This window comes from Streptomyces sp. NPDC037126 (genome assembly GCF_055605965.1).
In genome coordinates, this window is sequence record NZ_JBVJTD010000029.1 from 1 (window position 1) to 25,564 (window position 25,564).

At 73.1% G+C, this 25,564-nt stretch carries 24 protein-coding genes; 13 read left to right on the plus strand and 11 right to left on the minus strand.

Annotated features, from left to right (window positions below; genetic code table 11):
• Positions 1-138 precede the first annotated feature (138 nt).
• Complete coding sequence (locus ACZ7FF_RS38540) at positions 139-966, minus strand: VOC family protein (RefSeq protein WP_470818572.1); 828 nt, start codon at positions 964-966, stop codon at positions 139-141.
• Positions 967-1,094: 128 nt separating this feature from the next.
• On the opposite strand from ACZ7FF_RS38540, the gene ACZ7FF_RS38545 reads away from it, so the two are divergent.
• Positions 1,095-1,409: an ANTAR domain-containing protein gene (locus ACZ7FF_RS38545; protein WP_470818574.1), complete on the plus strand. Its 315-nt coding sequence runs from the start codon at positions 1,095-1,097 to the stop codon at positions 1,407-1,409.
• A 13-nt stretch (positions 1,410-1,422) separates the two neighbouring features.
• Here the strand turns inward: ACZ7FF_RS38545 and ACZ7FF_RS38550 are convergent, their stop codons facing one another.
• On the minus strand, positions 1,423-2,214 hold the full coding sequence (locus tag ACZ7FF_RS38550) for an RNA polymerase sigma factor SigF (RefSeq protein WP_470818576.1): 792 nt from the start codon (positions 2,212-2,214) through the stop codon (positions 1,423-1,425).
• Between the two features lie 259 nt (positions 2,215-2,473).
• On the opposite strand from ACZ7FF_RS38550, the gene ACZ7FF_RS38555 reads away from it, so the two are divergent.
• The 4 genes from ACZ7FF_RS38555 to ACZ7FF_RS38570 all read left to right on the plus strand — a co-directional run bounded on the left by ACZ7FF_RS38555 (position 2,474) and on the right by ACZ7FF_RS38570 (position 5,379).
• Entirely contained in the window at positions 2,474-3,010 is a 537-nt protein-coding gene (locus ACZ7FF_RS38555) for a MarR family winged helix-turn-helix transcriptional regulator (RefSeq protein ID WP_470818577.1), read from the plus strand.
• Between the two features lie 16 nt (positions 3,011-3,026).
• Positions 3,027-3,860, plus strand: coding sequence for an ABC transporter ATP-binding protein (locus tag ACZ7FF_RS38560; RefSeq protein ID WP_470818578.1), 834 nt, complete (start codon positions 3,027-3,029; stop codon positions 3,858-3,860).
• Entirely contained in the window at positions 3,820-4,665 is an 846-nt protein-coding gene (locus tag ACZ7FF_RS38565; protein ID WP_470818579.1) for an ABC transporter permease, read from the plus strand. The genes ACZ7FF_RS38560 and ACZ7FF_RS38565 overlap by 41 nt, the downstream gene beginning before the upstream one ends.
• Positions 4,666-4,854: 189 nt before the next feature.
• Complete coding sequence (locus tag ACZ7FF_RS38570; RefSeq protein WP_470818581.1) at positions 4,855-5,379, plus strand: hypothetical protein; 525 nt, start codon at positions 4,855-4,857, stop codon at positions 5,377-5,379.
• A gap of 109 nt (positions 5,380-5,488) precedes the next feature.
• Here the strand turns inward: ACZ7FF_RS38570 and hemC are convergent, their stop codons facing one another.
• From hemC to ACZ7FF_RS38585, 3 genes are all read right to left on the minus strand, one after another.
• Positions 5,489-6,430, minus strand: a complete 942-nt coding sequence (gene hemC, locus ACZ7FF_RS38575; protein WP_470818583.1) for a hydroxymethylbilane synthase — start codon at positions 6,428-6,430, stop codon at positions 5,489-5,491.
• A gap of 18 nt (positions 6,431-6,448) precedes the next feature.
• Positions 6,449-7,405, minus strand: a complete 957-nt coding sequence (locus tag ACZ7FF_RS38580) for an ATP-dependent DNA ligase (protein ID WP_470818683.1) — start codon at positions 7,403-7,405, stop codon at positions 6,449-6,451.
• A 510-nt stretch (positions 7,406-7,915) separates the two neighbouring features.
• A complete protein-coding gene (locus ACZ7FF_RS38585) occupies positions 7,916-8,728 on the minus strand; it encodes an EamA family transporter (protein WP_470818685.1) in 813 nt (270 codons plus the stop codon).
• A 147-nt stretch (positions 8,729-8,875) separates the two neighbouring features.
• On the opposite strand from ACZ7FF_RS38585, the gene ACZ7FF_RS38590 reads away from it, so the two are divergent.
• Both ACZ7FF_RS38590 and ACZ7FF_RS38595 read left to right on the plus strand, forming a co-directional pair.
• Positions 8,876-9,745: a LysR family transcriptional regulator gene (locus ACZ7FF_RS38590; protein WP_470818584.1), complete on the plus strand. Its 870-nt coding sequence runs from the start codon at positions 8,876-8,878 to the stop codon at positions 9,743-9,745.
• 78 nt (positions 9,746-9,823) lie between these two features.
• On the plus strand, positions 9,824-10,474 hold the full coding sequence (locus ACZ7FF_RS38595) for a GntR family transcriptional regulator (RefSeq protein WP_470818586.1): 651 nt from the start codon (positions 9,824-9,826) through the stop codon (positions 10,472-10,474).
• A 227-nt stretch (positions 10,475-10,701) separates the two neighbouring features.
• Here ACZ7FF_RS38595 and ACZ7FF_RS38600 read toward each other — a convergent pair whose 3' ends face one another.
• Positions 10,702-11,481 carry an XRE family transcriptional regulator gene (locus tag ACZ7FF_RS38600; RefSeq protein ID WP_470818587.1) on the minus strand — a complete coding sequence of 260 codons (780 nt, stop codon included), beginning with the start codon at positions 11,479-11,481 and terminating at the stop codon, positions 10,702-10,704.
• Positions 11,482-11,677: 196 nt separating this feature from the next.
• A complete protein-coding gene (locus ACZ7FF_RS38605) occupies positions 11,678-12,214 on the minus strand; it encodes a hypothetical protein (protein ID WP_470818588.1) in 537 nt (178 codons plus the stop codon).
• Positions 12,215-12,595: 381 nt separating this feature from the next.
• On the opposite strand from ACZ7FF_RS38605, the gene ACZ7FF_RS38610 reads away from it, so the two are divergent.
• From ACZ7FF_RS38610 to ACZ7FF_RS38620, 3 genes are all read left to right on the plus strand, one after another.
• On the plus strand, positions 12,596-12,976 hold the full coding sequence (locus tag ACZ7FF_RS38610; RefSeq protein WP_470818590.1) for a DoxX family protein: 381 nt from the start codon (positions 12,596-12,598) through the stop codon (positions 12,974-12,976).
• Complete coding sequence (locus tag ACZ7FF_RS38615; protein WP_470818592.1) at positions 12,973-13,440, plus strand: peroxiredoxin; 468 nt, start codon at positions 12,973-12,975, stop codon at positions 13,438-13,440. The genes ACZ7FF_RS38610 and ACZ7FF_RS38615 overlap by 4 nt, the downstream gene beginning before the upstream one ends.
• A 249-nt stretch (positions 13,441-13,689) precedes the next feature.
• The gene (locus ACZ7FF_RS38620; RefSeq protein WP_470818594.1) at positions 13,690-16,020 is read left to right on the plus strand and encodes an ATP-binding SpoIIE family protein phosphatase; all 2,331 of its coding nucleotides are present in this window, start codon (positions 13,690-13,692) and stop codon (positions 16,018-16,020) included.
• Positions 16,021-16,064: 44 nt separating this feature from the next.
• On the opposite strand, the gene ACZ7FF_RS38625 is transcribed toward ACZ7FF_RS38620, so the two are convergent.
• Positions 16,065-16,676, minus strand: coding sequence for a DNA polymerase ligase N-terminal domain-containing protein (locus ACZ7FF_RS38625; RefSeq protein ID WP_470818596.1), 612 nt, complete (start codon positions 16,674-16,676; stop codon positions 16,065-16,067).
• 73 nt (positions 16,677-16,749) lie between these two features.
• Positions 16,750-17,580 (minus strand): aldo/keto reductase, encoded by an 831-nt coding sequence (locus ACZ7FF_RS38630; RefSeq protein ID WP_470818598.1) that lies wholly within the window; start codon positions 17,578-17,580, stop codon positions 16,750-16,752.
• Between the two features lie 156 nt (positions 17,581-17,736).
• On the opposite strand from ACZ7FF_RS38630, the gene ACZ7FF_RS38635 reads away from it, so the two are divergent.
• Positions 17,737-18,711, plus strand: a complete 975-nt coding sequence (locus ACZ7FF_RS38635; RefSeq protein ID WP_470818600.1) for a TauD/TfdA dioxygenase family protein — start codon at positions 17,737-17,739, stop codon at positions 18,709-18,711.
• 1 nt (position 18,712) lies between these two features.
• On the opposite strand, the gene ACZ7FF_RS38640 is transcribed toward ACZ7FF_RS38635, so the two are convergent.
• Positions 18,713-19,741 (minus strand): LLM class flavin-dependent oxidoreductase, encoded by a 1,029-nt coding sequence (locus ACZ7FF_RS38640; RefSeq protein WP_470818602.1) that lies wholly within the window; start codon positions 19,739-19,741, stop codon positions 18,713-18,715.
• A 122-nt stretch (positions 19,742-19,863) separates the two neighbouring features.
• Complete coding sequence (locus ACZ7FF_RS38645) at positions 19,864-21,366, minus strand: metallophosphoesterase family protein (protein ID WP_470818604.1); 1,503 nt, start codon at positions 21,364-21,366, stop codon at positions 19,864-19,866.
• Positions 21,367-21,683: 317 nt separating this feature from the next.
• On the opposite strand from ACZ7FF_RS38645, the gene trpS reads away from it, so the two are divergent.
• Together trpS and ACZ7FF_RS38655 are read left to right on the plus strand one after the other, a co-directional pair.
• A complete protein-coding gene (gene trpS / locus ACZ7FF_RS38650) occupies positions 21,684-22,796 on the plus strand; it encodes a tryptophan--tRNA ligase (RefSeq protein ID WP_470818606.1) in 1,113 nt (370 codons plus the stop codon).
• Between the two features lie 301 nt (positions 22,797-23,097).
• Positions 23,098-25,536 (plus strand): M4 family metallopeptidase, encoded by a 2,439-nt coding sequence (locus ACZ7FF_RS38655; protein WP_470818608.1) that lies wholly within the window; start codon positions 23,098-23,100, stop codon positions 25,534-25,536.
• The last annotated feature ends 28 nt before the right edge of the window (positions 25,537-25,564 follow it).

Here is a 25,564-nt window from a genome sequence, read left to right on the forward strand (position 1 = left end):
AGGTGCTGGACCGGCACATGCACCACCTGCGGACGCCCCATGCCCCGCCCTCGGAGCATCCGCAGACAGCCCAGAACCTAACGAAGCACTACTAGCCGGAGGACAGGGACGGGGCGCGCACCCGCGCGCCCCGTCGGCTCAGCGCACGCGCCGCGACGTCACCGTGAACTGGGCCCCGTCGGCGTCCCGCAGGATCGCCTCGTCCTCCTCCTCGCTCAGCACGCTGCCGCCGTGCTTCTCCGCGGCCCGCGCACAGCCCGTCACGTCGGCCACGGCGAAGTGGATCTGCCAGTGCGGCCGCACGGAGGGGTCCGGCGCCGCCTCCTCCGCGCCCGAGTCGATGCGGGCCACGATGTCGCCCTGGCTGCGCAGCAGGACCTCGCCGGCCTCGTACTCCACCTCGCAGCAGCCGGGCGCCCCGGTGGCCCAGTCGAGGATCTCGCCGTAGAAGATCGCGGAGTCGAAGGCGTTGCGGGTGTGCAGCCGGATGAACGTGGGTGCCGCCCGGCGCCAGGCCTCCCAGTTGGAGACCAGTTCCCCCTGCCAGATGCCGAAGGTGGCCCCGTCCCGGTCGGCGAGCAGCGCCGCCCGGCCGGGCGGGAAGGACAGCGGCCCCACCGCCGCCGTACCGCCGCGCTCCCGTACCCGGGCCACGGCCACGTCGGCGTCGGGGACCGCGAAGTACGGCGTCCAGGCCACCGCCATCTGCCACATCGAGGCGACGGCCGCGATGCCGGCCACCGGCACCCCGTCCGCCAGCGCGATGCGGAAGTGCTCGCCGAGCTTCGCCCCACGCCAGCGCCAGCCCAGCACGGCCGCGTAGAAGTCCTGGGTGGCCTGCAGATCACGGCTGGTCAGGCTCACCCAGCACGGGGCGCCGAAGACGGAGTGGGTGGAGACGACGTCCCGCTTGCGCGGTCCGCGGCCGGGGCCCGCTCCATCACTGACGGGGGTGTCTTGGTTCATGGCAGTCGCGTCCTGCTCTCGGGGCCGGGCGGCCACCGGTCTCGGTCCAGTGTCCAACCGGACAGGGGTGGGGCGCAGGTCGAGTACCCCCGGTGGCAGGGGGGCAGGCCGGTGCGCAGGATGGAGGGATGGGAGAGAGTGAGGCGGTCCGCATCGCCGCGTTGCAGGCCGAGGTCGACCAGCTCAAGGAGGCCGTGACCTCCCACGCGGTCGTCGACCAGGCGATCGGGATGATGGTGGCGCTCGGCCGGGTGACGCCCGACCAGGGGTGGCAGGTGCTGCGGGAGGTCTCCCAGCACACCAACATCAAGCTGCGCAACGTCGCCGAGCTGATCCTGATCTGGGGGCGCCGGGGCGACATCCCGGCCGACGTCCGCGCGGCGGTGGAGGACACCCTGGACCGGTACGGGCCGGTCCAGGTGCCGGGCGCCGACGAGGGCTGAGGGGGCGGGGGCTTCAGCGGGCTTCCGCGAGCAGTTCCTCGCGCAGGTGGTCGAAGCAGCCGCTGAGCAGCCGCGAGACGTGCATCTGCGAGATACCGAGCTGCTCGGCGATCCGGCTCTGCGTCATCCCGCGGAAGAACCGCAGATAGAGGATGGTGCGCTCACGCTCGGGCAGAGCCTCCAGGCACGGCTTGACCGCCGCCCGGTCCACGACGAGGTCGTATCCCGGGTCCGGCCCGCCCAGGGAGTCCCCGAGCGCGTAGCCGTCCGTTCCGGCCACCTCGGCGTCCAGGGAGAGCGCGGAGAAGCACTCCAGCGCCTCCATGCCGGTGCGCACCTCGTCCTCCGTCAGCCGTGTGTACGCGGCGATCTCGGCGACGGTGGGCGGCCGGCCCGAGGTGGTCTGGGCCAGCTCCTTCATGGCGCTGCGGACCCGGTTGCGCAGGTCCTGGACCCGGCGCGGGACGTGCAGGGTCCACATGTGGTCCCGGAAGTGACGCTTGATCTCCCCCGTGATGGTGGGCACCGCGTAGGCCTCGAACGCGCGGCCACGAGAGGGGTCGTAGTGGTCGACGGCCTTCACCAGTCCCAGCGCCGCCACCTGGTAGAGGTCCTCCAGGGCCTCACCGCGGCCGCGGAAGCGGACGGCGATCCGCTCGGCCATGGGCAGCCACAGCTGGACCAGCTCGTCCCGCAGCGCCTGGCGCTCGGGACCTTCGGAGAGCCGGGAGAGGAGTTCGAAGGACTCACCCGTGTCGGGTGCGTCGTCATGTGGGTGGGGTTTCGTGCTGCCAGTGACACGCATCGCGCGCACCTCTTTCGGCAGGTGCCGGTTGGACAGACACCGTGGGAGGCGCGCTCGGACCATCGATAGGACACCGGGGCGTCCGGCGAGGGCCGGTTCCCACGGACGTGCCTCCTGTCCGAAGCACTAACTACCCTTTCCCGTTCAGGGACATCTCAAAACAATTGGCAGTATAAGGGGCGGCGCCCAGGTCGCCTTTGACCGCTTCTTGGGGGTGCTCGAGGAGCATTACCTCTGTTACAGAGGTAATCTCGGGAGTGTGGAAGACGAAGCGGAACGGGGTACGGGAACGCGGCTGGAGAGCTTCCCCGAGGAGCTGGCCGACGCGCTCGTACGCATCCAGCGGCTGATCCGGCGGCGGCTGCGCGGCGGGCTCACCGGGCCCCGGCTGCGCGGTGCCGAGGTGGAACTGCTGAGGATGGTCGAGGCCCGGCCCGGCATCGGCATCTCGGAGGCGGCCAAGGCGCTGCACCTCGCGAGCAACTCCGTGTCGACGCTGGTCAACCAGCTCGTGCGGGACGGCTATCTGCTCCGGGAGACCGACCCGGCCGACCGGCGCGCGGCACGCCTGCTGCTGACCGGGGCCGCCGAGAAGCGCCTGACGGACTGGGGGCGCCGCCGGGCCGAGCTGTTCGGACGGCAGGTCTCCCGGCTCGACGAGGCCGACCGCGAGGCCCTGCGCGCGGCCCTCCCGGCCCTGCGTAAGCTCGCCGTCCATCTCCACGAGGACACCGAGGACACCGAGGACACCGAGGGTGACGAACCGGACCCGAACGAGGGCGCGGAGGAATCATGACGAGGACAGAGGCATCATGACGGGCGACACGGCTGAGGCCGTCACCTGCAGCGGACTCGCCTACACCTTCGGTGACACCCGTGCCGTGGACGGGCTCGACCTCGCCGTCCGCGAGGGCGAGGTGTTCGGGCTGCTCGGGCCGAACGGCGCCGGCAAGACGACCGCGATCCGCTGCATCACCACGCTGCTGCCGGTCCCCGCCGGCATGGTCCGCGTCTTCGGGCACGACACCGCGAAGGAGCGCATGGCCGTCCGGCGGCTGCTCGGCTACGTCCCGCAGCAGCTGTCCGCCGACAGCGGGCTCACCGGCCGGGAGAACGTCGCCCTGTTCGCCCGCGTCTTCGACGTGCCGCGCCGCGAGCGCGCCGAACGCGTCGCCCAGGCCCTCACCGCCGTCGGTCTCTCCGACGCCGCCGACCGGCTCGCCAAGACCTACTCCGGTGGCATGATCCGCCGCCTCGAACTCGCCCAGGCCCTGGTCAGCGCGCCCCGGCTGCTGATCCTCGACGAGCCGACCATCGGCCTGGACCCGATCGCCCGCACGGGCGTCTGGGAGCACATCAACGCCGTGCGCGCCGCGACCGGCATGACCGTCCTGGTCACCACCCACTACATGGACGAGGCCGACCAGTACTGCGACCGGGTCGGCCTGATGCACCACGGCCGCATCCGCGCCCTCGGCACCCCGGACGAGCTGCGCCGGGGCCTGGCCGAACGCCGGGGCACGGACCGCCTGCCCACGCTGGAGGACGTCTTCCGCGACGTCGCCGGCAGTGGCCTCGACGACCACTCCGGAGGAGGATTCCGCGATGTCCGAAGCACCCGCCGCACCGCGCACCGCGTCGGCTGAGGGCACCCGGCTGCTGCTGACCCCGCCCGCCCCGCGTCCGGGGTGGCGGCTGCTGCCGGCCCGGGTCGTCGCCATGTGCGCCGTGGAGCTGCAGAAGCTGCGCCACGACCGTACCGAGCTGTACACCCGCGCGATCCAGCCCGCCCTGTGGCTGCTGATCTTCGGCCAGACGTTCACCCGGATCCGCGCGATACCCACCGGCGGCATCCCGTACATCGACTACATGGCGCCCGGCATCATCGCCCAGTCGGCGATGTTCATCGCGATCTTCTACGGCATCCAGATCATCTGGGAGCGAGACGCGGGCATCCTCAACAAGCTCCTCGTCACCCCGACCCCCCGTTCCGCGCTGATCACCGGCAAGGCGTTCGCCGCCGGGGTGAAGTCGCTGGTGCAGGCGATCGTCGTCGTCCTCATCGCCGCCCTGCTCGGGGTCGCCCTCACCTGGAACCCGCTGCGGCTGCTCGGCGTCGCCGCCGCGGTGATCCTCGCCTCCGTCTTCTTCTCCTGCCTGTCGATGACCATCGCCGGCATCGTCCTGAGCCGCGACCGCCTGATGGGCTTCGGGCAGGCGATCACCATGCCGCTGTTCTTCGGCTCGAACGCCCTGTACCCCGTCTCGGTGATGCCGGGCTGGCTGCAGGCCGTCAGCAAGGTCAACCCGCTGAGCTACCAAGTCGACGCGCTGCGGGGCCTGCTGCTCGGTACGTCCGCGCATCTCGCCGCCGACTTCGGCGTGCTGGCGGTGGCCGCCGCGCTCGGCATCACCGCGGCCTCCGCGCTGCTCGGCCGGCTCGCCCGGTGATCTTGCCGCGGACGTGATGTGCGGCACGCACCCGCGTCCGCCGGATGGTGCCGCGGGCGGATTGTTCCTGCGCAGCGCTTGATCACCGATCAAAGCGGGCGAACCCCCTGGCCACAGCGCATTCTGCTCATTTGACAGTGCGCTCAGCACACAGATAGACAGCAGCTCTCGAAGGTCGAGAGGGGCACTGTGTACGAGCCGAACGTGGTCGGGGACTGGCAGGAGTACGAGGAGCATGCCGGTCTGCGGGTCCTCGTCCATCGCCTGGAGGCCGCCGAGCCGCCGCGCGGACGCGACGACGCCGCCGTCGGGCTGACGTACTTCAGTCTCCGGGTGACGGTGGAGAACCGCGGTGCGCGGCACTACGGCATCCACCTCGAGGACGGGCAGATCGACGTCCGCGTCGGACCCGACGGGGAGGGCGCCTTCATCGACTGGCGCAACTCCCAGTTCGTCGAGGGCTTCGACGTCTACCCGCTGCGCCGGGCCACCGCGGTCGTCTACGCGGCCGCCCCGGAGGCGTCCCTCAGCCACGTCGACGTGCAGGTCCAGCTGCGGGTCGACGAGGAGTGGAGCGAGCGCCGGCTGTGGGCGGGCGGCATCGGCGTCCTGGAGGCGGCCGCGACGGCCGCTCCCGCGGCCACCGGACCGGCCAGCCTGGCCCACCAGGTCAGCGCCTTCCTCAAGGACCAGACGGAGCCCGGCGCCGCCTGACGCCGCGCCGCCTGAGAGGGGGGCGCAGAGGCCTGGTCAAGCGCCGCGCGGGGTCTTCCCGAAGCCCGATGGAGCCCGGCACCGCTTGGTGCCGGGGCCACCGCGCCGGTCAGTGCGGGATACCGTCGATGATCTCCCGCGCGCCCTGCCTGAGCAGAGCCACCGCGACCGAGGTGCCGAGCGTGGCCGGGTCGAGCCGGCCCGCCCACTCGTGGGCGTTCAGCCGGGTCTTGCCGTCCGGGGTGAACACACAGGCCCGCAGGGAGAGTTCCCCGCTGCGGTCCACGCGCGCGTAACCGGCGATCGGGCTGTTGCAGTGGCCCTGCAGCACATGCAGGAACATCCGCTCGGCCGTCGCCTCCCGGTACGTGTCCGGGTCGCCGAGCCCGCTGACCGCGTCGATCAGCTCCGTGTCGTCCTCGCGGCACTGCAGGGCGAGGATGCCCGCGCCGATCGGCGGCATCATCGTCTCCGGCGACAGCACCTCGCTGATCACGTCGGTCCGGCCGATGCGTTCGAGGCCGGACACCGCCAGCAGCAGCGCGTCCGCCTCGCCGTCGGCGAGCTTCGCCAGCCGCCGGTTGGCGTTGCCGCGGAACGGTACGCACTCCAGCTGCGGATGGGTGGCGGCCAGCTGGGCGATCCGGCGCACCGCGGAGGTGCCGATGCGGGTGCCGGCCGGCAGCTCGTCCAGGGTGAGCCCGCACGGGTGCACCAGCGCGTCCCGGATGTCGTCCCGCTTCAGGAACGCGGCGAACACCGTCCCGGCGGGCAGCGGCCGGTCCGCGGGCACGTCCTTGACGCAGTGCACCGCGAGGTCCGCCTCCCCGGCCAGCAGGGCGGCGTCCACCTCCTTGGTGAACGCCCCCTTGCCCTCGACCTGGGACAGGTCGCCGAGCCACTTGTCGCCGGTGGTCTTCACGGGGACGACCTCGGTGCGCACCCCCGGGTGCAGCACGGCCAACTCGGCGCGGACACGCTCGACCTGAGCCAGAGCCATGGGCGAGTCGCGGGAGACGATTCGGATCAGTTCGGGAACCGGCATGCGCACACGATAGACCCAGCGGGCTCAGTCAAGTCCCTCGGGCAGGTGTGCCGCGGACTCCTCGGGCGTCAGATCGGGGCGCAGCCGCAGCCAGGACGGCTGGCGCAGCAGCCCGGCCCGGGTTCGGGTGCTGTAGCTGACCTCGCCCACCAGGCGGGGCTGCACCCAGCGGGCGTCCGGGACGCGGGGGACCGGGTCGAAGGGGCAGCGGTCGCTCGCCGCCTCCCGCAGCAGCGCCGCCAGGCCGGTCCGCTCCGCCTCGTTCCAGCCGGTGCCCACCCCGCCGACGTAGCGCAGCCGGCCGGCCGCGTCGCGCTGGCCGACCAGCACCGCGCCCGGCAGGCCCGTCAGCCGCCCCTTGCCCGGCAGCCAGCCGCCGACGACCACGTCCTCGGCCCGCATGTTCCGGATCTTGATCCAGGCGCGGGAGCGCACCCCGGGCTCGTAGACCGAGTCCAGCCGCTTGCACACCAGGCCCTCCAGGCCGTGCTCCCGGGTGGCCGCGAGCGCCTCGGCGCCGTGCCCGGTCACCGCGGCGGGCGTCGACCAGTGCGGACCGGTGAGGCCCAGTTCCTCCAGCCGGGCCCGCCGCCGCGCGTACGGCAGCCGCACCAGCGGCTCGGTCAGATACGGCACGTCGAACAGGACGAGGTGCACCGGCACCTGGGCGGCCCGGCGCGCGGCCCGCGCGGGCGCGTGGGCGAGGCCCATCCGGCCCTGGAGCAGCTGGAAGTCGGCCCGGCCCCGCGCGTCCAGGGCGAGCACCTCGCCGTCGAGGACGGCGGGCACGGCACCGAGCGTGCCGCCGAGGGGCCGCAGTTCGGGGTAGGCGAGGGTGATGTCCTCGCCCGAACGGGCGCGCAGCAGCAGGCTGCCGTCGCCCGGCAGATAGACCATGACCCGCTGGCCGTCCTGCTTGGTCTCGTACGCCCACCGCTCGTCCTGGGCCGAGGGCGGCAGCGATCCGGCGGTGGCGAGCATCGGCGCGATGAGCGGCAGGGCTACGGCGGTCACGGCTGAACATGTCGACCACTCCCACCGCCCTCACGCCCCTCACGCCCCCGGTTCCCCTGAACGGGCCCGGGGGCGGGAGCCGCACCACGCAGGCCGCGGATCCGGGGCGGGGGAGCCGCGGCGGTGGCGGACGGCGTCGACCCCGGTCCGCGGGCGGGCCACCGCCTCGGCGTCCCGCACGTCCGCGCCCGGGTCCTCGCGGACGTCGTACACCACTCCGGCCGGGGCGAGGCGGCCCGGTCGCCCCGCCCCGGCCGGCCTCCCGGCGCCCCGCTCAGCCCACCGTCTCCGCCGGGGACGCGGGGGCTGCCGAGGCCGGGGCAGCGCTGCCGCGCCCCCACACCCGTGCCTCCTCGGCCTCCGCGCGGCTGCTCGGGTGGGCGTCTTGGGGCTTCGTGTGTTCCCGGCCCCGCGTGTCTGATTGAGTCCTCGCGCCTTCCGGTGACTCCGTAGGCCTCCTCGGGCTCTGGCGCCGTGTCAGGTCCGGGTTGTGGCGATGCTCAGGGTGTTCGCCGCCACGACCGCGCAGATGCCCGCCCACTCGGGGCCGCCGAGGCCCTGGCCGAGGACCGCCCAGCCGACCAGCGCGGCCAGGACCGGGTTGACGCTCATGAACAGGCCGAAGGTCTGCGCGGGGACGTGCCGGAGGGTGAGCAGGTCGGCCAGGTAGGGCACGGCGGAGGAGAGGGCCCCGGCGGCCACGGCGCACAGCAGGGCCCCGGCCGTCGGCGGGTGGCGCGGCGCGAGCCCGATGCCGATGGGCAGGAAGGCCAGCGCGGACACCGTGGCGGCGGCCGCCGCGCCCTGCGCACCGGGAACGCGCCGCCCGACGACCCGGTTGAGCAGGATGTACGACGCCCAGCAGCACGCGGCCACCAGGCCCAGCGCCATCCCGGTGTAGTCGGCGGAGGGGCGCGGGCGTATCAGTACCACGACCCCCGCCGCGGCCAGCGCCGCACAGCCGGCGTCCAGCCGGCGCCGGGACGCGGCCAGCGCGATCGTCAGCGGGCCGAGGAACTCCAGTGTCACCGCGAGGCCGAGGCCGATCCGGTCGACGGCGGAGTACAGGCTGAGGTTCATCGTGCCGAAGACGGCGCCGAGCAGCAGCACCGGCCACCACTGCGACCAGGTGAAGCCGCGCAGCCGGGGGCGGCCCACCGCGAGCAGGACGAGCGCGGCCACGTACTGGCGGACCGCCACCACGCCCAGCGGGCCGAGGACCGGGAAGGCCAGTGCCCCGACGGCCGCTCCGGTCTGGTTGGACAGCGCGCTGCCGACCATGGTGCCCACACCGGTCAGCCGCCGGGCCGCCGGCAGGGACGCGGTCGCGGGTATCGCCGTGGCCGGGCGTTCGATGGCTCCTCGCATACTCCGCACGGTGCGCCGCCCGCCTACTTGCACATAATGCATGCGTCGGCCGATCTATACGCTGGCCGTATGGATGACATCGAGCTGCGGCAGCTGCGCTGTCTGGTGGCCATCGTCGACGAGGGCACGTTCACCGACGCGGCGATCGCCCTCGGCGTCTCCCAGGCCGCCGTCTCCCGCACCCTCGCGTCCCTCGAACGCGCCCTCGGAACAAGGCTGTTGCGACGGACTTCCCGAGAGGTGGCACCGACCGCGACCGGGCTGCGGGTGGTGACGCGGGCCCGGCGGGTGCTCGCGGACGTGGCCGGCCTGGTCCGGGAGGCCACCTCGGGGCACACACGGGTGCGGATCGGATACGCGTGGTCGGCGGTCGGCCGCCACACCGTGGCCTTCCAGCGCCGCTGGACCGCCGCCCGTCCGGGCACCGACCTGTATCTGGTGCGGGTGAACTCGCCCTCCGCGGGGCTCGCCGAGGGCGCCTGCGATCTCGCGGTCGTCCGCAAGCCCCTGGACGACCGGCGGTTCGACACCGCCATCGTCGGTCTGGAGCGGCGGCTGTGCGCGCTCGCCGCCGACGACCCGCTCGCCGGACGCCGCTCGGTGCGGCTCGCCGACCTCGCCGACCGGGTCCTGTTCGTGGACCGCCGTACCGGCACGGCCACCCCCGAGCTGTGGCCGCCCGACACCCGGCCGGCGACCGAGGAGACGCACGACGTCGACGACTGGCTGACCGTCATCGCCGCCGGGCGTGGCATCGGGGTGTCGGCCGAGTCCACGGCGAACCAGTACCCGAGGCCGGGCATCGTCTACCGGCCGGTGCGCGACGCCGAACCCGTCGCCGTGCGGCTCGCCTGGTGGCGCGACGACCCGCATCCGGCGCTCCAGGCGGTGGTCGAACTGCTCACCGAGCTGTACCGCCAGGGACGAGGACAGGGCTGACGGATCGCCCCACATCTTTGTTGACGATCTTGTCTGGCTGGATTTAGGTTCGACAGGCACTCACTCAGGGAGGGCACGATGCCGAAGGAAGCCCGTCCGACCACCGGAGAGCAGGCCAAGCAGCATGCGCTCGCGCAGCTGCGGCAGGCGATCCTGCACGGCGACATGGCGCCGGCCCAGCGGCTGGTGGAGAACGAACTCGCCGAGCAGTTCGGTGTGACGCGGGCCGGCATCCGTGCCGCGCTCATCGATCTGGAGGCGCAGGGGCTGGTCGAGCGGATCCGCAACCGCGGATCGCGGGTGCGGGTGGTGACCGTCGAGGAGGCGGTCGCGATCACGGAGTGCCGCATGGTCCTGGAAGGGCTCTGTGCGGCGAAGGCGGCCGTCGCGGCCAGCGACGAGCAGCTGAGCGGTCTGGCCGACCTCGGCAAGGCGATGGAGAAGGCCGTCGCCGACGGCGAGCCGGTGACCTACTCCGACCTCGACCACCAGCTCCACGACCGGATCCGGGAGATCTCCGGACAGCAGACCGCGGTCGAGCTGCTGGAGCGGATCAACGCGCAACTGGTGCGCCACCGTTTTCAGTTGGCGCTTCGGCCGGGACGTCCGCAGCAATCCCTGAGCGAGCACCTGGCGATGATCGAGGCGATCGGCGCCAGGGACCCGCAGGCGGCCGAAGCGGCCGTCCGCGCCCACCTCGCCGGCGTGATCGAGGCGCTCGGCGGCTGACGCACCGAGCGCGGGCGCGGGGCGGGCGCGCACCTGTCCACCGGGGCACGGGCCCCGCCGGGGCACACCCGGCGGCGCCCCGCTGCTGCCCACCGGGCTGAGCTCCCGCGGCACGCACGAGGGGGCCGCGCAGAGCCGTGCGCGGCCCCTTGGTGCGACCGGCCAGCCCGGACGGCGGCCGGTCACCACCGCCCGACCGGACCCCCGTGCGGCGCCGGGCGTCCGGGTCAGTCCTGGGCGCTCGGCGGTCCGTCCGCGTCCAGGCCCGTGCACGCCAGCTTCCCGTCCACCTCCGCGCACGCCTCCACGCCCCGGGGCGAGGACACCGAGAGCATCGGGCTGCTGACACCGGTGGCGTCGTCCGCCGGGTAGCTCGCGGTGAGCACGTCCTCGCCCGCCCGCACGGACACCTCCCGGGCCCGCGGGGAGCGGACCCGCACTTCGGACCAGGCGGTGCCGCAGGCCGGTGACCAGCGCAGCCGGACCGCGTACCCCTGGTCGCTGACCGTGCTCGTGGTCTGCGCGTCCCGTGCGCACACCGACGCGCCGGGCAACTCGCCCTGGCAGGTGGTGCCGTGGCAGCGCGGTGCCGTGGTCGCGGTCCGGGCGGCCGGCGCGCTCCCCGGACGCCCGGACAGGGCGACGGCGGCGGCCACCGCCGTCGCCGCGCCGAACAGCGCGAGGGCCGACACCGGGAGCCACCGCGGAAACCACCGCGACCAACGGCCGCGTGCGGGCCCTTCGGGCGGGCACGGGGGAGCGGGAGCCCCGGCCGCCTCCCACAGGGCGAGCACGGCGGCCGGGTCGGCCTCGGCGAGCCGGCACAGGGCCTCCACCGCGGGCCGGGGCGGCCGCTTGCCGCCGGAAAGATAGCGGTGCCAGGCGGACTTGCTGTAGGGGGTGCGGGCGGCCAGCGCCGCCAGGCTCAGCCCCGTACGGTCCTTCAGTTCGCGCAGTCTCAGCACCAGTGGCTCGTCCGGCGTGGTCGATCCTTGGGGGTGCCGCATCGTACGTTCCTCGACTCCCATTCCGCTATGGGCGATTTCGCCCCTGTTGCCGGAATGGCTTCCCTGCCGGACGGCGGCTTCAACACCCGAAGGGATACTGGGAGGGTGAACCATGCGCCCATGCCGAAGGCCTGTTCGGGACGCGGGGTTCCCGGACAGGCCTTCGACGGTCAGTGGATGCGGTGGCCGGCGCCGGTCAGCACCAGGGGACGGCCCGGTTGGCCCGCACGTAGTGGGCGGAGACGTAGCCCCGGTGGTGCGGGAGCCGGTACCAGATGTGGTTCCCGTACACCCCGGAACCGTAGGCCTTGCAGCTGAGGGTCATGACCCGGTGCGTGCGCCGGTGGCCGACCACCCGGTAGCCGGTGCCCGGTCCCGAGCGGACGTTGAGCCGGAAGCGGTGGGTGGCGACCCGGCCGGTGAGGCTGTGGTGGTACGGCGTCTGGCGCGCGGTGAAGCGGTAGGCCAGGCCCTGCGGGGAGAACCAGTAGACCGCCCCCTGCGAGGTGAGGCGAAGCCCGCGGTAGGCGTGGTGCATCCGGCGCGCGTGGTACCCGCGGTAGTGGACGTGGTGCCGGACGTGGTGCGTACGGTGGGTGTACTGCTGGGCGGCGACGGCGGGCACCGGGTGCTGGGCGGTGGTGCTCGCGGCGGCGGCACCGGCCGTGGTGGGCAGGAACGCGAGCACCGCGACCGTGGCCAGCAGGCCGTTCTTGAGGGTCCGTCGGATCATGGAAGCCTCCGGCTGTCGATCTCGTGACCACGAGCCGTGATCACGCCGGCCAGCCTTGCCGTGACGAACCGTCACCATGCCGTCCCGGCGTCCCGCGGGATGCGCGGGACGTCCCCCGGGACGGGTGCGGGAGGCGCGAGGAGGCCCCCGCGGCCCGCCGGGAACAGGTGTTCCAGGGCCCTGTCCGGCGCCACGGGCGTTCGTGCGATGTGCGACGGGGCGCCTGTTTCGGAACGGGTGGGGACGGGGGAGACGGATGCCGAGCGGTGGGCGTCCGGGCGGCGGACGCCCGGTGGCGACGGCGTGACGAGCCGGCCGCACCGGCCGCCCGATGGCCTACCGTCCAGTAATATCCGGCGGCAGGTCACCAGAGGAGGAACCGTGTCCCGGTCCGAACGCTCACCCCTGCTGCTAGCCGGCCTGCTGGCCGCCGCGGGGGTCGCCCACTTCGCCGCCCCACGCCAGTTCGACGCGATCGTGCCCCGCGAGCTGCCCGGCTCGCCCCGGGGCTGGACGTACGGCAGCGGCGCCGTCGAACTGGCCCTGGCGGCCGGAATCGCCGCGCCCCGCACGCGTACCGTCGCCGCGAAGGCGGCCGCGGCGTTCTTCGTCGGCGTGTTCCCGGCGAACGTGAAGATGGCCGTGGACTGGCGGAACCGGCCCGCGCCGCTGAAGGCGGCCGCCGTCGCACGGCTGCCGCTCCAGCTGCCGTTGGTGCTGTGGGCCCGCGGTGTCGCCCGGAGCGGGGAGGGACGGTCGTGACGGAGCGCATCGAGGTCGGGGACAAGGTCGAGGACTTCGCCCTGCCCGACGAGACCGGCACCACCCGCCGGCTCACCGAGCTGCTGGCCGACGGGCCCGTGGTCCTCTTCTTCTACCCCGCCGCCCTCACCCCGGGTTGCACCGCCGAGGCCTGCCACTTCCGCGACCTCGCCGCCGAATTCGCGGCCGTGGGCGCCCGGCCCGTCGGCATCAGCGGGGACAGCGTGGACAAGCAGCAGGAGTTCGCCGGCCGGCACACTCTCGGCATGCCGCTGCTCTCCGACACCGACGGCACGGTCCGCGAACGGTTCGGCGTCAAGCGGGGCTTCTCCCTCGCCCCCACCAAGCGCGTCACCTTCGTCATCGCCGAGGACCGCACCGTCCTGGAGGTCGTCCGCACCGAGCTCCGCATGAACACCCACGCCGACCGCGCCCTCGCCGCACTCCGCGCGTACCGGGGCTGACCTCCGGGGGCGCGGGCCCGGGTGTGTGTGTCCGGGCCCGCGCCCACTTGCGCGCTGCCAGGGCCGCCGAGCAGGCCCGAGCCGCCCTCCGGGCCCCTGGGCGCACGCCTGCCGGGGTCCGGAGCGGCACCACGGCTCCAGCACGGGCTCGCCTGTCCGGCGGGCCCCGAGCCAGGGCACCGCTCTCTGTCGGCTCGCCGGCTCCTCCCGCGGTTGAGGCACGGGGACAATCGGATCATCCTGGGGTGTATGGAGCGTGTCGCCGCCGTGGCGATCATCGACGCCCTGGGCAGGGTGACCGGGTGGAGCGAGGGCGCGCGGCTGCTCACGGGGCGCGCGGCCGGCGATGTCGTGGGCCGGCCGGTGGCCGGGCTGCTCGCCGAGGAGGCCCCCGGCGACTTGCTCGCCGCGGGGAACGGCGTCGTCACCCTGCGCCACCGCGACGGCCACCGGATCGAGGTGGCCGTCACTGCCTGCCCCGTCGCCGGTGCCGACGGCAGGCCCGCCGGCTTCGTCGTCACGTCCGACCCGCCCGAGACAGCGCTCGCCGCCCAGGCCTTCCAGCAGGCGTCCATGTCCATGTCGGTCTTCGACCCGGAGCAGCGCTACCTGCGCGTGAACGACGCCGCCGCCAAGGTGATGGGCGTCCCCGAGGCCACGCTCACGGGCCGGTACTTCCCGGAGACCGTGGAGGACGCCGAGCACAACCGGGGCTTCCTGACCCACCTCCGCGAGGTCGCCGAGAGCGGCCGGCCCGTCCGCTACGAGAGCTTCGCCGACGCCCCCTCGCTGAACCGGGAACACCTGTGGAGCCTGGAGATGTGGCCGCTGCACGCCGGCTCCGGCGAGCTGACCGGGGTCGCCGTCGCCGCCCTCGACAGCACCGAGCAGTACTGGGCCCGGCGCCGCCTCGCCCTGCTGAACGAGGCCTCCACCGGCATCGGCACCACCCTGGACGTGGTGCGCACCGCCGAGGAACTGGTCGAACTCCTCGTCCCGCACTTCGCCAACTTCGCCAGCATCGACCTGCTCGACTGGGTGCTCAGGGCGGACGAACCGCCGATGGTCCCCTACGACGGGCTCGAACTGCGGCGGGTCGCCCACGACTCCACCCGCCGCGGCAACCCCGGCGCGGCCGTGCCCGTCGGCGAGACCGACGTCTACGTGCCGTCCTCGCCGCCCGCCCGGGCCCTGCGCGAGGGCCGTGCCGTGCTCAGCCAGGCAGGCGAGCCGGAGTTCGTCCGGTGGCTGGAGGAGCGCAACGCCCGCTCGCCCCAGGGCCGCCCCTACCGGCAGAGCGTCCACTCCCTGATCGCGGTGCCGCTGCGCGCCCGGGGCACCACCCTCGGCGTCGCCGTCTGCGTCCGCACGGCCCACCCGGAGGACTACGGCCCCGACGACGTCGTCTTCGCCGAGGAACTCGCCAGCCGCGCCGCCGTCTGCATCGACAACGCCCGACGCTTCGCCCGCGAACGCGCGACGGCCCTCGCCCTCCAGCACAGCCTGCTGCCGCGCGGCCTGCCCGGACAGGCCGCGGTCGACGTCGCCCACCGCTATCTGCCGTGCGGCTCGCTGGCCGGCATTGGCGGCGACTGGTTCGACGTGATCCCGCTGTCCGGCGGCCGGGTCGCCCTGGTCGTCGGAGACGTGGTGGGCCACGGCATCCAGTCCTCGGCCACCATGGGCCGGCTGCGCACCGCCGTACGGACGCTCGCCGACGTCGACCTTCCGCCGGACGAACTCCTCACCCACCTCGACGACCTGGTCACCCACCTGGTCGCCGAGGACAGCGGCGAGGAGGTCGCCGAACTCGGCGCCACCTGCCTGTACGCCGTGTACGACCCCGTCACCTGCCGCCTCTGCCTGGCCGCCGCCGGCCACCCGGCCCCGGCGGTCGTACTGCCGGGCGGCTCCGCGGAGTTCGTACCCATGACCGCGGGACCGCCGCTCGGCGTCGGCGGGCTGCCGTTCGAGGCGACGGAACTGCACCTGCCCGAGGGAGCCGTCATCGCCCTCTACACGGACGGCCTGGTCGAGGACCGCGAGCGGGACCGGGACGGCGCCACGGCCGAGCTGCGCCGCGCCCTCGGCGCACCCGCCGTCTCCCTGGAGGCGCTCGCCGACACCGTTCTGAAGGCCGTCCTGTCCGACCAGCCCGGCGACGACGTGGCCCTGCTGCTCGTGCGCACCCGCGCCCTCGGCGCAGACCGGGTCGCCACCTGGGACGTCCCGCCCGACCCCGCCCATGTCGCGGTCCTGAGGCAGGCCACCGGGGAGCAACTGGCCGCCTGGGGGCTGGAGGAGGCCGCCTTCGTCACGGAACTCGTCGTCAGCGAACTCGTCACCAACGCCATCAGGTACGGCGAACCCCCCATCCACCTCCGGCTGATCCGCGACCGCGCGCTCATCTGCGAGGTCTCCGACGCCAGTTCCACCTCACCGCACCTGCGCCGGGCCCACGCGTTCGACGAGGGCGGCCGCGGACTGCTGCTGGTCGCCCAGCTCACCCAGCGCTGGGGCAGCCGGCAGACGGGCGCAGGCAAGATCATCTGGGCCGAACAGCCGCTCCCCGACGCCTGACCACCGGAACGCGGTGTCCGTGCCGGCTCCGGTCCGGCCGCCCCTCAGTCCTCGTCCCCGGCCGCCGCGACCTGGGCCAGGGTGCGTCCGGTGCGCACCGAACGGGCCCGCCGCGGGTCCGGGGTGCCGTGTCCGGCCGACCGGGCCGGGCCCTTGCGGACCAGCAGCCAGGACTCCTCCTCGTCCGCGCCGCCTCGGAAGCGGGTCAGGGCGTACTCTCCGTGCAGCTTGGTGCCGTGCAGCCGGAACGTGGCGTGCCCGCCCTCCAGGGACTCCGCGAAGTCCACCGGACGCCCCCGGCGGTCATGGCTGAGCGGTTCGTATGTCCCCCGGTCCCACACGATCACCGTGCCCCCGCCGTACTCGCCCTCGGGGATCACGCCCTCGAAGTCCTCGTACGCCAGCGGATGGTCCTCGGTCGGCACGGCCAGCCGCTTGTCCCCGGGGTCGCTGGACGGGCCCTTCGGCACCGACCAGGACTTCAGCACGTCGTCCACCTGCAGCCGGAAGTCGAAGTGCATCCGGCTCGCGTCGTGGATCTGCACCACGAAATGGGGCCCGCCGTCCCCGCCGGACGTGCCCTCGCCCGCCGGCTCGCGGGTCCGTGCGAAGTCGCGCTTGCCGCGGTACCTCCGCAGCCGGTCGTCCGCTGCCACGTGCGGCTCCTTCCGTACGTCCGCCTCAAGGGCCCCGAGTACCCCGGATCGCGCCCTTCCCCGGGCGGGGCGCTCAGAACTCCTCGTGCGTCTCCGGGTCCCCGCCGAGCCGGCGCGGCGCGTGGCGGGCGACCGCCGCCATCTGGTCCGAGTCCAGCTCGAAGCCGAAGACGTCCAGGTTGGCGCGCTGACGCTCGCGATCGGCCGACTTCGGAATGGGCAGCGCGCCGAGCTGGACGTGCCAGCGCAGCAGCACCTGCCCCGGCGTCACCCCGTGCGCCGCGGCGATCCGCACCACCTCGGGGTCGTCCAGCAGATGGCTGCCTCGGCCGAGCGGGCTCCAGCTCTCGGTGACGATGCCCCTGTCCGCGTGGAAGGCGCGCAGCTCCTCCTGCGGGAAGAGCGGGTGCAGCTCGATCTGGTTCACCGACGGCAGCACGCCCGTCTCCTTCTCCAGCCGGACGATGTGCTCCGGGGTGAAGTTGGAGACCCCGATCGACCGGACCAGACCGTCCTCGCGGAGCCTGACCATCGCCTTCCAGGAGTCGACGTACCTGCCGACGCGTGGATTGGGCCAGTGGATCAGATACAGGTCCACGTACTCCAGGCCGAGCCGCCGCCGGGACTCCTCGAACGAGGCCAGGGTCTCCTCGTACCCGTGGTGGCGGCCCGGCAGCTTGGTCGTCACCACCAGCTCCTCGCGGGGCACCCCGCTGCCCGCGACGCCCCGGCCCACACCGGTCTCGTTGCGGTAGTTCGTCGCGGTGTCCACCAGCCGGTAGCCGAGGCCGAGCGCGCCCCGCACGGCCCGCTCGGCCGCCGCATCGTCCAGGGGCCAGGTGCCGAGGCCCACGGCCGGGATCGCCGTACCGTCGTTGAGCGTGTGCGCCGGAATGCCGTTCACGATGGAGCCTCCCTCGACAGTGTCGTCCCTCCAGCCTCACGGATACGGTGAGCGGTGATCAACCGGACGGCGGGAAGAGAGCGGCGCACGGCGCCACGCGCGGCGCCCGGGTGTCACGATCTCCGGGGAGCCGGTACGACGAACATCGGAGCGCGCATGACGACGGACAGGGCCGCAGCGGACCAGCCGGAGCGAGTCGCGGGCGTGGAGGTGAGGCCGGTCGCCGGGCACATCGGGGCCGAGATCACCGGTGCCGATCTCGCCGGACCGCTCGACGACGCCGTGGTGGCCCTGATCCGGCGGGCCCTGCTGCGCTGGAAGGCGGTCTTCTTCCGGGAGCAGCGCCTGGACCACGCCGCGCACGTCGCGTTCGCCCGCCGTTTCGGCGAACCGGTCGTCCTCGGCCGCCGGGGCGGCGCCTCACCGGCCGGCTTCCCCGAGGTGGAGACCACGGCGGACCGGCTGGAGCTGGGCGGCCGGTTCGGCATGGAGCACGAGGAGTGGCTGCGGCGCCGCCGGCACACCCTGCTGCGCGGCTGGCACTGCGACCACGGCGCCCGCATCGACCCGCCGGCCGCGACCGTCCTGCGCGCCGAGGCCGTACCGCCCTACGGCGGCGACACCACCTGGGCCAACCTGGCCGCCGCCTACGCCGGGCTGTCGGCGCCGGTCCGGGCCTTCGTGGACGGGCTGCGCGCGGAGCACCGGCTCGGCGTCGGATACCAGCCACGGCCGGGCGACGACGCCTACCTCCGCCACCTCCTCGACCACCAGGTGGCCTCCGTGCACCCGCTGGTGCGCGTGCACCCGGAGACGGGGGAGCGGGTGCTGTTCGTGAACGGCTACTACCTGGAGCAGCTCGTCGGGATCTCGCGCCCGGAGAGCGCGGCCCTGCTGGAGATGCTCCTGGAGCAGGCGGTCCGCCCCGAGTACACGGTCCGCTTCCGCTGGGAGCCCGGCAGCGTCGCCTTCTGGGACAACCGGGCCACCATCCATCTGGCCCCCGGCGACCACACCCACGTCGGCGCTCCCCGGATCATGCACCGGGTGATGCTCCGGGGCGACGTGCCCGTCGGGGTGGACGGCAGGCCGTCCGAACCGGTCACCGGCACGGAGCCGGGCCGGTGGTGAGTCAGCCGCCGGGCCGCCACCCCAGCGCGGGCCCCAGCCCCGTCGCCATGTCCGTCAGGATCTGTACGTAGTCCTCGTGCGCGAAGGTGAACGGCAGGGCGAAGGCCACCTCGTCGATCTCGCGGAACGCGGCGTGCGCGTGCAGGCGTTCGGCCAGCTCCCGCGAGGTGCCGACCAGGTCCGGCGCGAACAGCAGCCGTGCGGCGCCCTGCGGGGAGGCCGTGCGGGGCAGGCGCCGGGCCGCGTACTCCGCGTACCGGGCGCGCTGCCCAGGTGTCGCCGAGTCGGTGGGGATCACCACCAGGCCCTGGGAGACCCGGGCCGCGTCGCCGTCCGGGTGGTGGGCACGGAACTCCCGGATCTGGGACAGCTGGATCCGGGCGAAGTCCAGCGGCACGTCCGGATCATCGGCCTTGACGACACTGCTGGTCAGGAGGTTCATGCCGTGCTCGCCCGCCCAGCGGGCCAAGCGGAGGCTGCCGCCGCCGTACCAGAGCCGCCGCCCGAGCCCGGGGGAGTGGGGCTGGACCACGTCCGAGAAGGTCTCGAAGCCCTCCGTCCCGCTGAAGTCGGTGGCGGGCTCGCCGCGCACCAGGTCGAGCAGCCGCCGGACCCGCTCGTGACCGAAGTCCTCCGCGTCCGCGGTGTCCGGGTACAGGGCCTGCCCGACCTGCCCGAAGTGCGTGGGCACGCCGACGCTGACGCCCGGGTTCAGCCGGCCGCCGGACAGGATGTCGACGGTCGCCAGGTCCTCGGCGAGCCGCAGCGGGTTCTCCCAGCCCAGCGGTGTCACCGCCGTGCCCAGCTCGATGCGGCGGGTGCGCTGCGAGGCGGCGGCGAGGACGGCGACCGGGGACGAGATGCCGTACTGGAGGTGCCGGTGGCGGACCCAGGCGCTGTCGAACCCGAGCCGCTCGCCCAGCTCGATGATCTCGAGCGTCGACTCGTGGCCCCGGGCCGGATCCGCCGGGTCGAAGAGCCCGATGGTGAGGAAACCCAGCCTGCGCAGGGGGCGAGGGGTGGACGCCACGGGCTCCTCCAGCGGTCGTACGTCGGCTCCCCCGATTCTGGCAGCCGAGTGTGACAACCGTGTGATCGGATCCGGAGGGACCCGTCCGGCGGGATCACCCGGGCGGACCGGCTCCCGCCGGTTCACTTCAGCGGGATCGTGATCTCGTCCTCGACCGGCGGGTCGACCTCCTGCGCCCGGTTGCCGGTCGCCGCGAAGCAGCGCAGCCGCACCGCGTCCCCGGTGACGTCCAGACGCAGGAAGGACTTGAAGAAGGGCGGGCTGTAGGTGGCGGAGGACGGCGAGAACAGCTGGGTGTAGATCTTCCGCACCGGCAGCCGGACCCGGGAGGTGCGGTCGGGACGTCCGCCGGCGCCGAGGAGGCTCGCGACCAGGCGGGTGCGCCGGGTGACCCGGGCGTCCGGGCCCGGGGCGCGGCCGGGCTCGGTGCCGAGCCGCTCGGCGATCACGGCCGTCGCCTCGGACTCGCTCAGGGCGAAGAGCCGGCGCAGCCGCAGCCGGCGGCCGTACAGGCGGCTGTAGAAGGCCAGCGAGTCGCCGCGCAGCGGGTAGCAGCGGAAGTCGCGCTCGGTGACGCCTCCGACGGACACCCGGGGGATGGTGTGCGTGGCGTGCATGAACGCACCGCCGCCGCCCGAGACGACGTACTGGATGGTCCGGCCGGCCACGTCGACCGGGTACCGCTGGTAGTTGTGGATGTCACCGCCGATCGCGGCCACGTAGTGGTGCTCCGGGCCCCGGACGATGTCGTCGACCGTCCCGCCGCCCTCGATGGGGCACGGGTGGTGCTCGCCGTCGACGTACAGCGGTGACCCGGTGATCAGGATCTTGGGCCTGGGCCCCCGGGACACCTCGCGCAGCCAGGCGCCCTGTTCGGCGTCGATCGTGCCCAGCAGACCGGTGTCGATGCCGACGATCCGCAGGGGGCCCGCGTCGATCGCCCAGTAGGGTCCGGGCTGTACGGCCCGCTGGCCCGGCGCGGAGCGCAACTGCCTTGCGGCGGCGAGCCGTTGCTCGTCAGCCGGGCGCGGCCGGTGCCACAGCAGCGCCCGCCACCAGGCGCGGCCGAGCGGGCGCGGCCGGGGCTCGGGGTCGAGCGGCGGGGTGTCGGCGCAGAAGACCCGCATGAAGGCGCCGAGGTCCTCGTACCAGTCGTGGTTGCCGGGTATCGCGTAGATGGGCGCCGGGTAGTCCCGGTACGGCCGGAAGAACTTGCGGCCGTAGTCGTCGGTGCTGCCCACCGGGTAGATGACATCGCTCGCTATCACCGCGAACTCGGTGTCCCGGCTCGTCTTCAGGAAGCCCGGCACCACGGCGTACTGGGAGTCGTCGCCCTCACCGGTGTCCCCGATGACCATGAAGGAGAACCGGTCCGGGACCTCCCGGTGGATCACCTTGTCGGCCGGTGCCCCCGCGGCCTCCCGCCGGGCCACCCAGCGGCTTCGCGTACGGCCGGTCGGATCGCCGAACCAGGACGCCAGCACACCGTTGCGGGCGGCCCACAGCGTCCCGGGGTTCAGCCACGACAGCTTCTCGACGTGGTCCGGCATCAGCTGCTTGTAGGCACCCGGTTCGGCCGAGCCCCAGCCGGCGCCCTGTGCGGTATCGCGTGAGGAGTCAGACACGCGGTGCACCGTAACAACGTCCCGGTCGCGGGCGGGACGCCGGGGCCCTGCTCAACCCGCGTGTCACGCGGGCGCGTTGGCACCGTCGGCGCGCCACTGCCGCGGAGCCCCGGAAGCGGCGCCCGTGGAACCGGGACACCTCGGGCTATGATCGGCGCATGCATCGTTCGTCGTGTCTGAGCTGGTGGCGCTCCTCGTAGGAGCGGCCACCCTCAGTCATGACCACCGGGCCGTTCGAACGGACGGCCCTTTCGCGTCCCCTGGTCCAGGGGTGCACGCGCCGTCCTGACGGCGGCGGACACCCACCAGGAGAACCCATGAACCCCATGCCGTACGCCACCGAGAGCACCGTCGCCGCGGGAGCGGCTCCCGCCGACGGACTCGGGAGCTCCGCCGCGCGGACCCGCAGCGCGGTGCTGGAGAAACTGGTCCGCGCACAGCCAGGACGGTTCCGGATGCTGACCGGGGACCGCCCCACCGGCCGGCTGCACCTCGGGCACTACTTCGGCACGCTCCACAACCGGGTCGGACTGCAGAACCTCGGGGTGGAGACGTTCGTGCTCATCGCGGACTACCAGGTGCTGACCGACCGCGACGTGGCCGAGAACCTGACCGGGCACGTCGAGGAGCTGCTGCTGGACCACCTCGCCGTCGGCGTCGACCCGGCCAGGACCACGATCTTCACGCACAGCGCGGTGCCCGCGCTGAACCAGCTGCTGCTGCCGTTCCTCAGCCTGGTGTCGGTCGCCGAACTGAACCGCAACCCCACCGTGAAGGACGAGATCGCCCACTCGCGGCAGGCCGCCGTCAGCGGACTGATGTTCACCTATCCCGTCCACCAGGCCGCCGACATCCTCTTCTGCAAGGCCAACCTGGTCCCCGTCGGCCAGGACCAGCTCCCCCACCTGGAGATCACCCGGACCGTCGCCCGCCGCTTCAACGACCGCTACGGCAGGGGCGCTGCCGTCCTGCCCGAGCCGGAGGCCCTGCTGTCGCGGGCCCCGCTCCTGCTCGGCACCGACGGCACCAAGATGAGCAAGAGCCGTGGCAACGCCATCGCGCTCGCCGCGGACGCCGACGAGACGGCCCGGCTGATCCGGGGCGCGAAGACCGACGCCGAGCGGCACATCACCTACGACCCGGTCGGCCGCCCCGAGGTGTCCTCCCTGGTCCTCCTCGCCGCACTCTGCCAGGACCGGGCACCCGAAGAGGTCGCCGACGAGATCGGCTCCGGAGGGGCCGGCGCACTGAAGCGGCACGTCACCGAGGCGGTCAACGAGTACCTGGCACCGATGCGCGCCCGGCGCGCGCGGTACGCCCAGGACCGGGGGTACCTGCGCGAGGTGCTGCGCGAGGGCAACGCCCGCGCGAACGCCATCGCCGAGGTCACCCTCGACGAGGTACGGCAGGCCATGAACAGCCGCTACTGACGGTGCTCGGGAGCGGACCGCTTGCGGTCCGCTCGCAGAAGCTGATACAGCGTCAAGCAACTTTGCAGCAAAGAGATTTGGGCGTCACCAGGGTACGAGCCCACTCATAGGGAAAACCCTCGATTGGCTCTTCTTCGCGTGACATGGCTTGGTCAATCCTGTCATCCTCCCCCAGCACGCTGATCCCCCACGCTCTCTTCGCGGATCACGGTCCCGCACAGCTCAGCTCGCCCGGGCAGCAGACCCGTCTGTCCGGTCTGTCACCGGCCGCGACCCGGCGGCCGCAGCAGGAGGAGTACGAGTGAGACCCCACAGACCCGTTACTCGAGGACGTCTTCCCCAGGGACGTTCGTTCAGCAAGCGGACCACGGTCGGAGCCGCCCTGGTCTCCACCGCGGCCTTCCTCGCCGTCGGCATCCAGGCGGTCCCGGCTACCGCCACCCCCACCGCCGCCCACCCCAGCCCCCTGCGCACCGGCGGCCTGGAGGCCAAGCTCAGCCCCGCCCAGCACAGCGCGCTGCTGAAGAGCGCCCAGGACAACAGCGCCGCGACGGCGCGGACCCTCGGCCTCGGCGCCAAGGAGAAGCTGGTCGTCAAGGACGTCGTCAAGGACAACGACGGCACGGTGCACACGCGTTACGAGCGCACCTACGCGGGCCTGCCCGTGCTCGGCGGCGACCTCGTCGTGCACACCCCGCCCGCCTCGCTGGCGGCCGGGACCGTGAGCGCCACGTACAACAACAAGCACCGCATCCAGGTCGCGTCGACCACCGCGACCTTCGCCAAGTCCGCCGCCGAGACCAGGGCCCTGAAGACCGCCAAGGCGCTCGACGGCAAGAAGACCACCGCCGACAGCGCCCGCAAGGTGATCTGGGCCGGCAACGGCACCCCGAAGCTCGCCTGGGAGACCGTGATCGGCGGCTTCCAGGACGACGGCACCCCGAACAAGCTGCACGTCATCACGGACGCGGCCACCGGCAAGGAGCTGTACCGGTACCAGGGGATCGAGACCGGCGTCGGCAACACGCACTACAGCGGCCAGGTGACGCTGACCACGACCCAGTCGGGCTCGACGTACACGCTGACCGACGGTGCGCGCGGCGGCCACAAGACGTACAACCTGAACCACGGCACCTCGGGCACCGGCACCCTGTTCTCCCAGAGCAACGACACCTGGGGCGACGGGACCAACACCAACGCCGCCACCGCGGGCGCGGACGCCCACTACGGCGCCCAGGAGACCTGGGACTTCTACAAGAACACCTTCGGCCGCAGCGGCATCAAGAACGACGGCATCGGCGCCTACTCCCGCGTGCACTACGGCAACTCGTACGTGAACGCGTTCTGGGACGACAGCTGCTTCTGCATGACCTACGGCGACGGCTCCGGAAACAACGACCCGCTGACCGCCCTCGACGTCGCAGGCCACGAGATGAGCCACGGCGTCACCTCCAACACCGCGGGCCTCGACTACACCGGTGAGTCCGGCGGCCTGAACGAGGCGACCAGCGACATCATGGGCACCGGCGTCGAGTTCTACGCCAACAACGCCTCCGACCCCGGTGACTACCTCATCGGCGAGAAGATCAACATCAACGGCGACGGCACCCCGCTGCGCTACATGGACAAGCCCAGCAAGGACGGCGGCTCCGCCGACAGCTGGTACTCGGGCGTCGGCAACCTCGACGTGCACTACTCCTCGGGCCCGGCGAACCACATGTTCTACCTGCTGTCCGAGGGCAGCGGCACCAAGGTCATCAACGGTGTGACCTACAACAGCCCGACCTCCGACGGCGTCGCCGTCACCGGCATCGGCCGGGCCGCCGCGCTGCAGATCTGGTACAAGGCGCTGACGTCGTACATGACGTCGAGCACCAACTACGCGGGCGCCCGTACGGCCGCCCTGAACGCGGCCACCGCGCTGTACGGCGCCAACTCCACCCAGTACGCCGGAGTCGCCAACGCCTTCGCCGGCATCAACGTCGGCAGCCACGTCACGCCGCCCGGCAACGGGGTGACGGTCAACAACCCGGGCAACCAGACCTCCACCGTCGGTACGGCCGTGAGCCTGCAGGTCCAGGCGAGCAGCACCAACAGCGGCGCGCTGACGTACAGTGCCTCCGGTCTGCCCGCGGGCCTGTCCATCAACAGCTCCACCGGCCTGATCTCCGGCACACCCACCACGGCGGGCACGAGCAGCACCACCGTCACGGTGACCGACTCCACCGGCGCGACCGGCACCGCCAGCTTCAGCTGGACGGTCAACCCCAGCGGTGGAGGCGGCGGTTGCACCTCGACCCAGCTGCTGGCCAACCCGGGCTTCGAGTCGGGGAGCACCGGCTGGACCGCGAGCAGCGGTGTCATCACCAACGACACCGGTGAGGCGGCGCACGGCGGTTCCTACAAGGCGTGGATGGACGGCTACGGCACCTCGCACACCGACACGCTGTCCCAGTCGGTGACGATCCCGGCCGGCTGCAAGGCCACGCTGACCTTCTACCTGCACGTCGACTCCGCGGAGACCACCACCAGCACCGCGTACGACAAGCTGACGGTGACCGCCGGTTCGAAGCCCCTGGCGACCTACTCGAACCTCAACAAGGCCTCGGGCTACAGCCAGAAGTCCTTCGACCTGTCCTCGCTCGCGGGCTCGACGGTCACGCTGAAGTTCAACGGCGTCGAGGACTCCTCGCTCCAGACGAGCTTCGTCGTGGACGACGCCGCCCTGACGACCGGCTGACCCACACACGCAGGTCCCGCCCCCGGCA

Coding starts and splice junctions, on each gene's coding strand:
- ACZ7FF_RS38590 (WP_470818584.1), top strand. CDS start 8,876: ATGGATGACATCGAGCTGCGGCAGCTGCGCTGTCTGGTGGCCATCGTC.
- ACZ7FF_RS38580 (WP_470818683.1), bottom strand. CDS start 7,405: ATGCTCGCCACCGCCGGATCGCTGCCGCCCTCGGCCCAGGACGAGCGG.
- ACZ7FF_RS38540 (WP_470818572.1), bottom strand. CDS start 966: ATGAACCAAGACACCCCCGTCAGTGATGGAGCGGGCCCCGGCCGCGGA.
- ACZ7FF_RS38560 (WP_470818578.1), top strand. CDS start 3,027: ATGACGGGCGACACGGCTGAGGCCGTCACCTGCAGCGGACTCGCCTAC.
- ACZ7FF_RS38550 (WP_470818576.1), bottom strand. CDS start 2,214: ATGCGTGTCACTGGCAGCACGAAACCCCACCCACATGACGACGCACCC.
- ACZ7FF_RS38635 (WP_470818600.1), top strand. CDS start 17,737: ATGACGACGGACAGGGCCGCAGCGGACCAGCCGGAGCGAGTCGCGGGC.
- ACZ7FF_RS38565 (WP_470818579.1), top strand. CDS start 3,820: ATGTCCGAAGCACCCGCCGCACCGCGCACCGCGTCGGCTGAGGGCACC.
- ACZ7FF_RS38605 (WP_470818588.1), bottom strand. CDS start 12,214: ATGATCCGACGGACCCTCAAGAACGGCCTGCTGGCCACGGTCGCGGTG.
- ACZ7FF_RS38600 (WP_470818587.1), bottom strand. CDS start 11,481: ATGCGGCACCCCCAAGGATCGACCACGCCGGACGAGCCACTGGTGCTG.
- ACZ7FF_RS38595 (WP_470818586.1), top strand. CDS start 9,824: ATGCCGAAGGAAGCCCGTCCGACCACCGGAGAGCAGGCCAAGCAGCAT.
- trpS (WP_470818606.1), top strand. CDS start 21,684: ATGAACCCCATGCCGTACGCCACCGAGAGCACCGTCGCCGCGGGAGCG.
- ACZ7FF_RS38620 (WP_470818594.1), top strand. CDS start 13,690: ATGGAGCGTGTCGCCGCCGTGGCGATCATCGACGCCCTGGGCAGGGTG.
- ACZ7FF_RS38545 (WP_470818574.1), top strand. CDS start 1,095: ATGGGAGAGAGTGAGGCGGTCCGCATCGCCGCGTTGCAGGCCGAGGTC.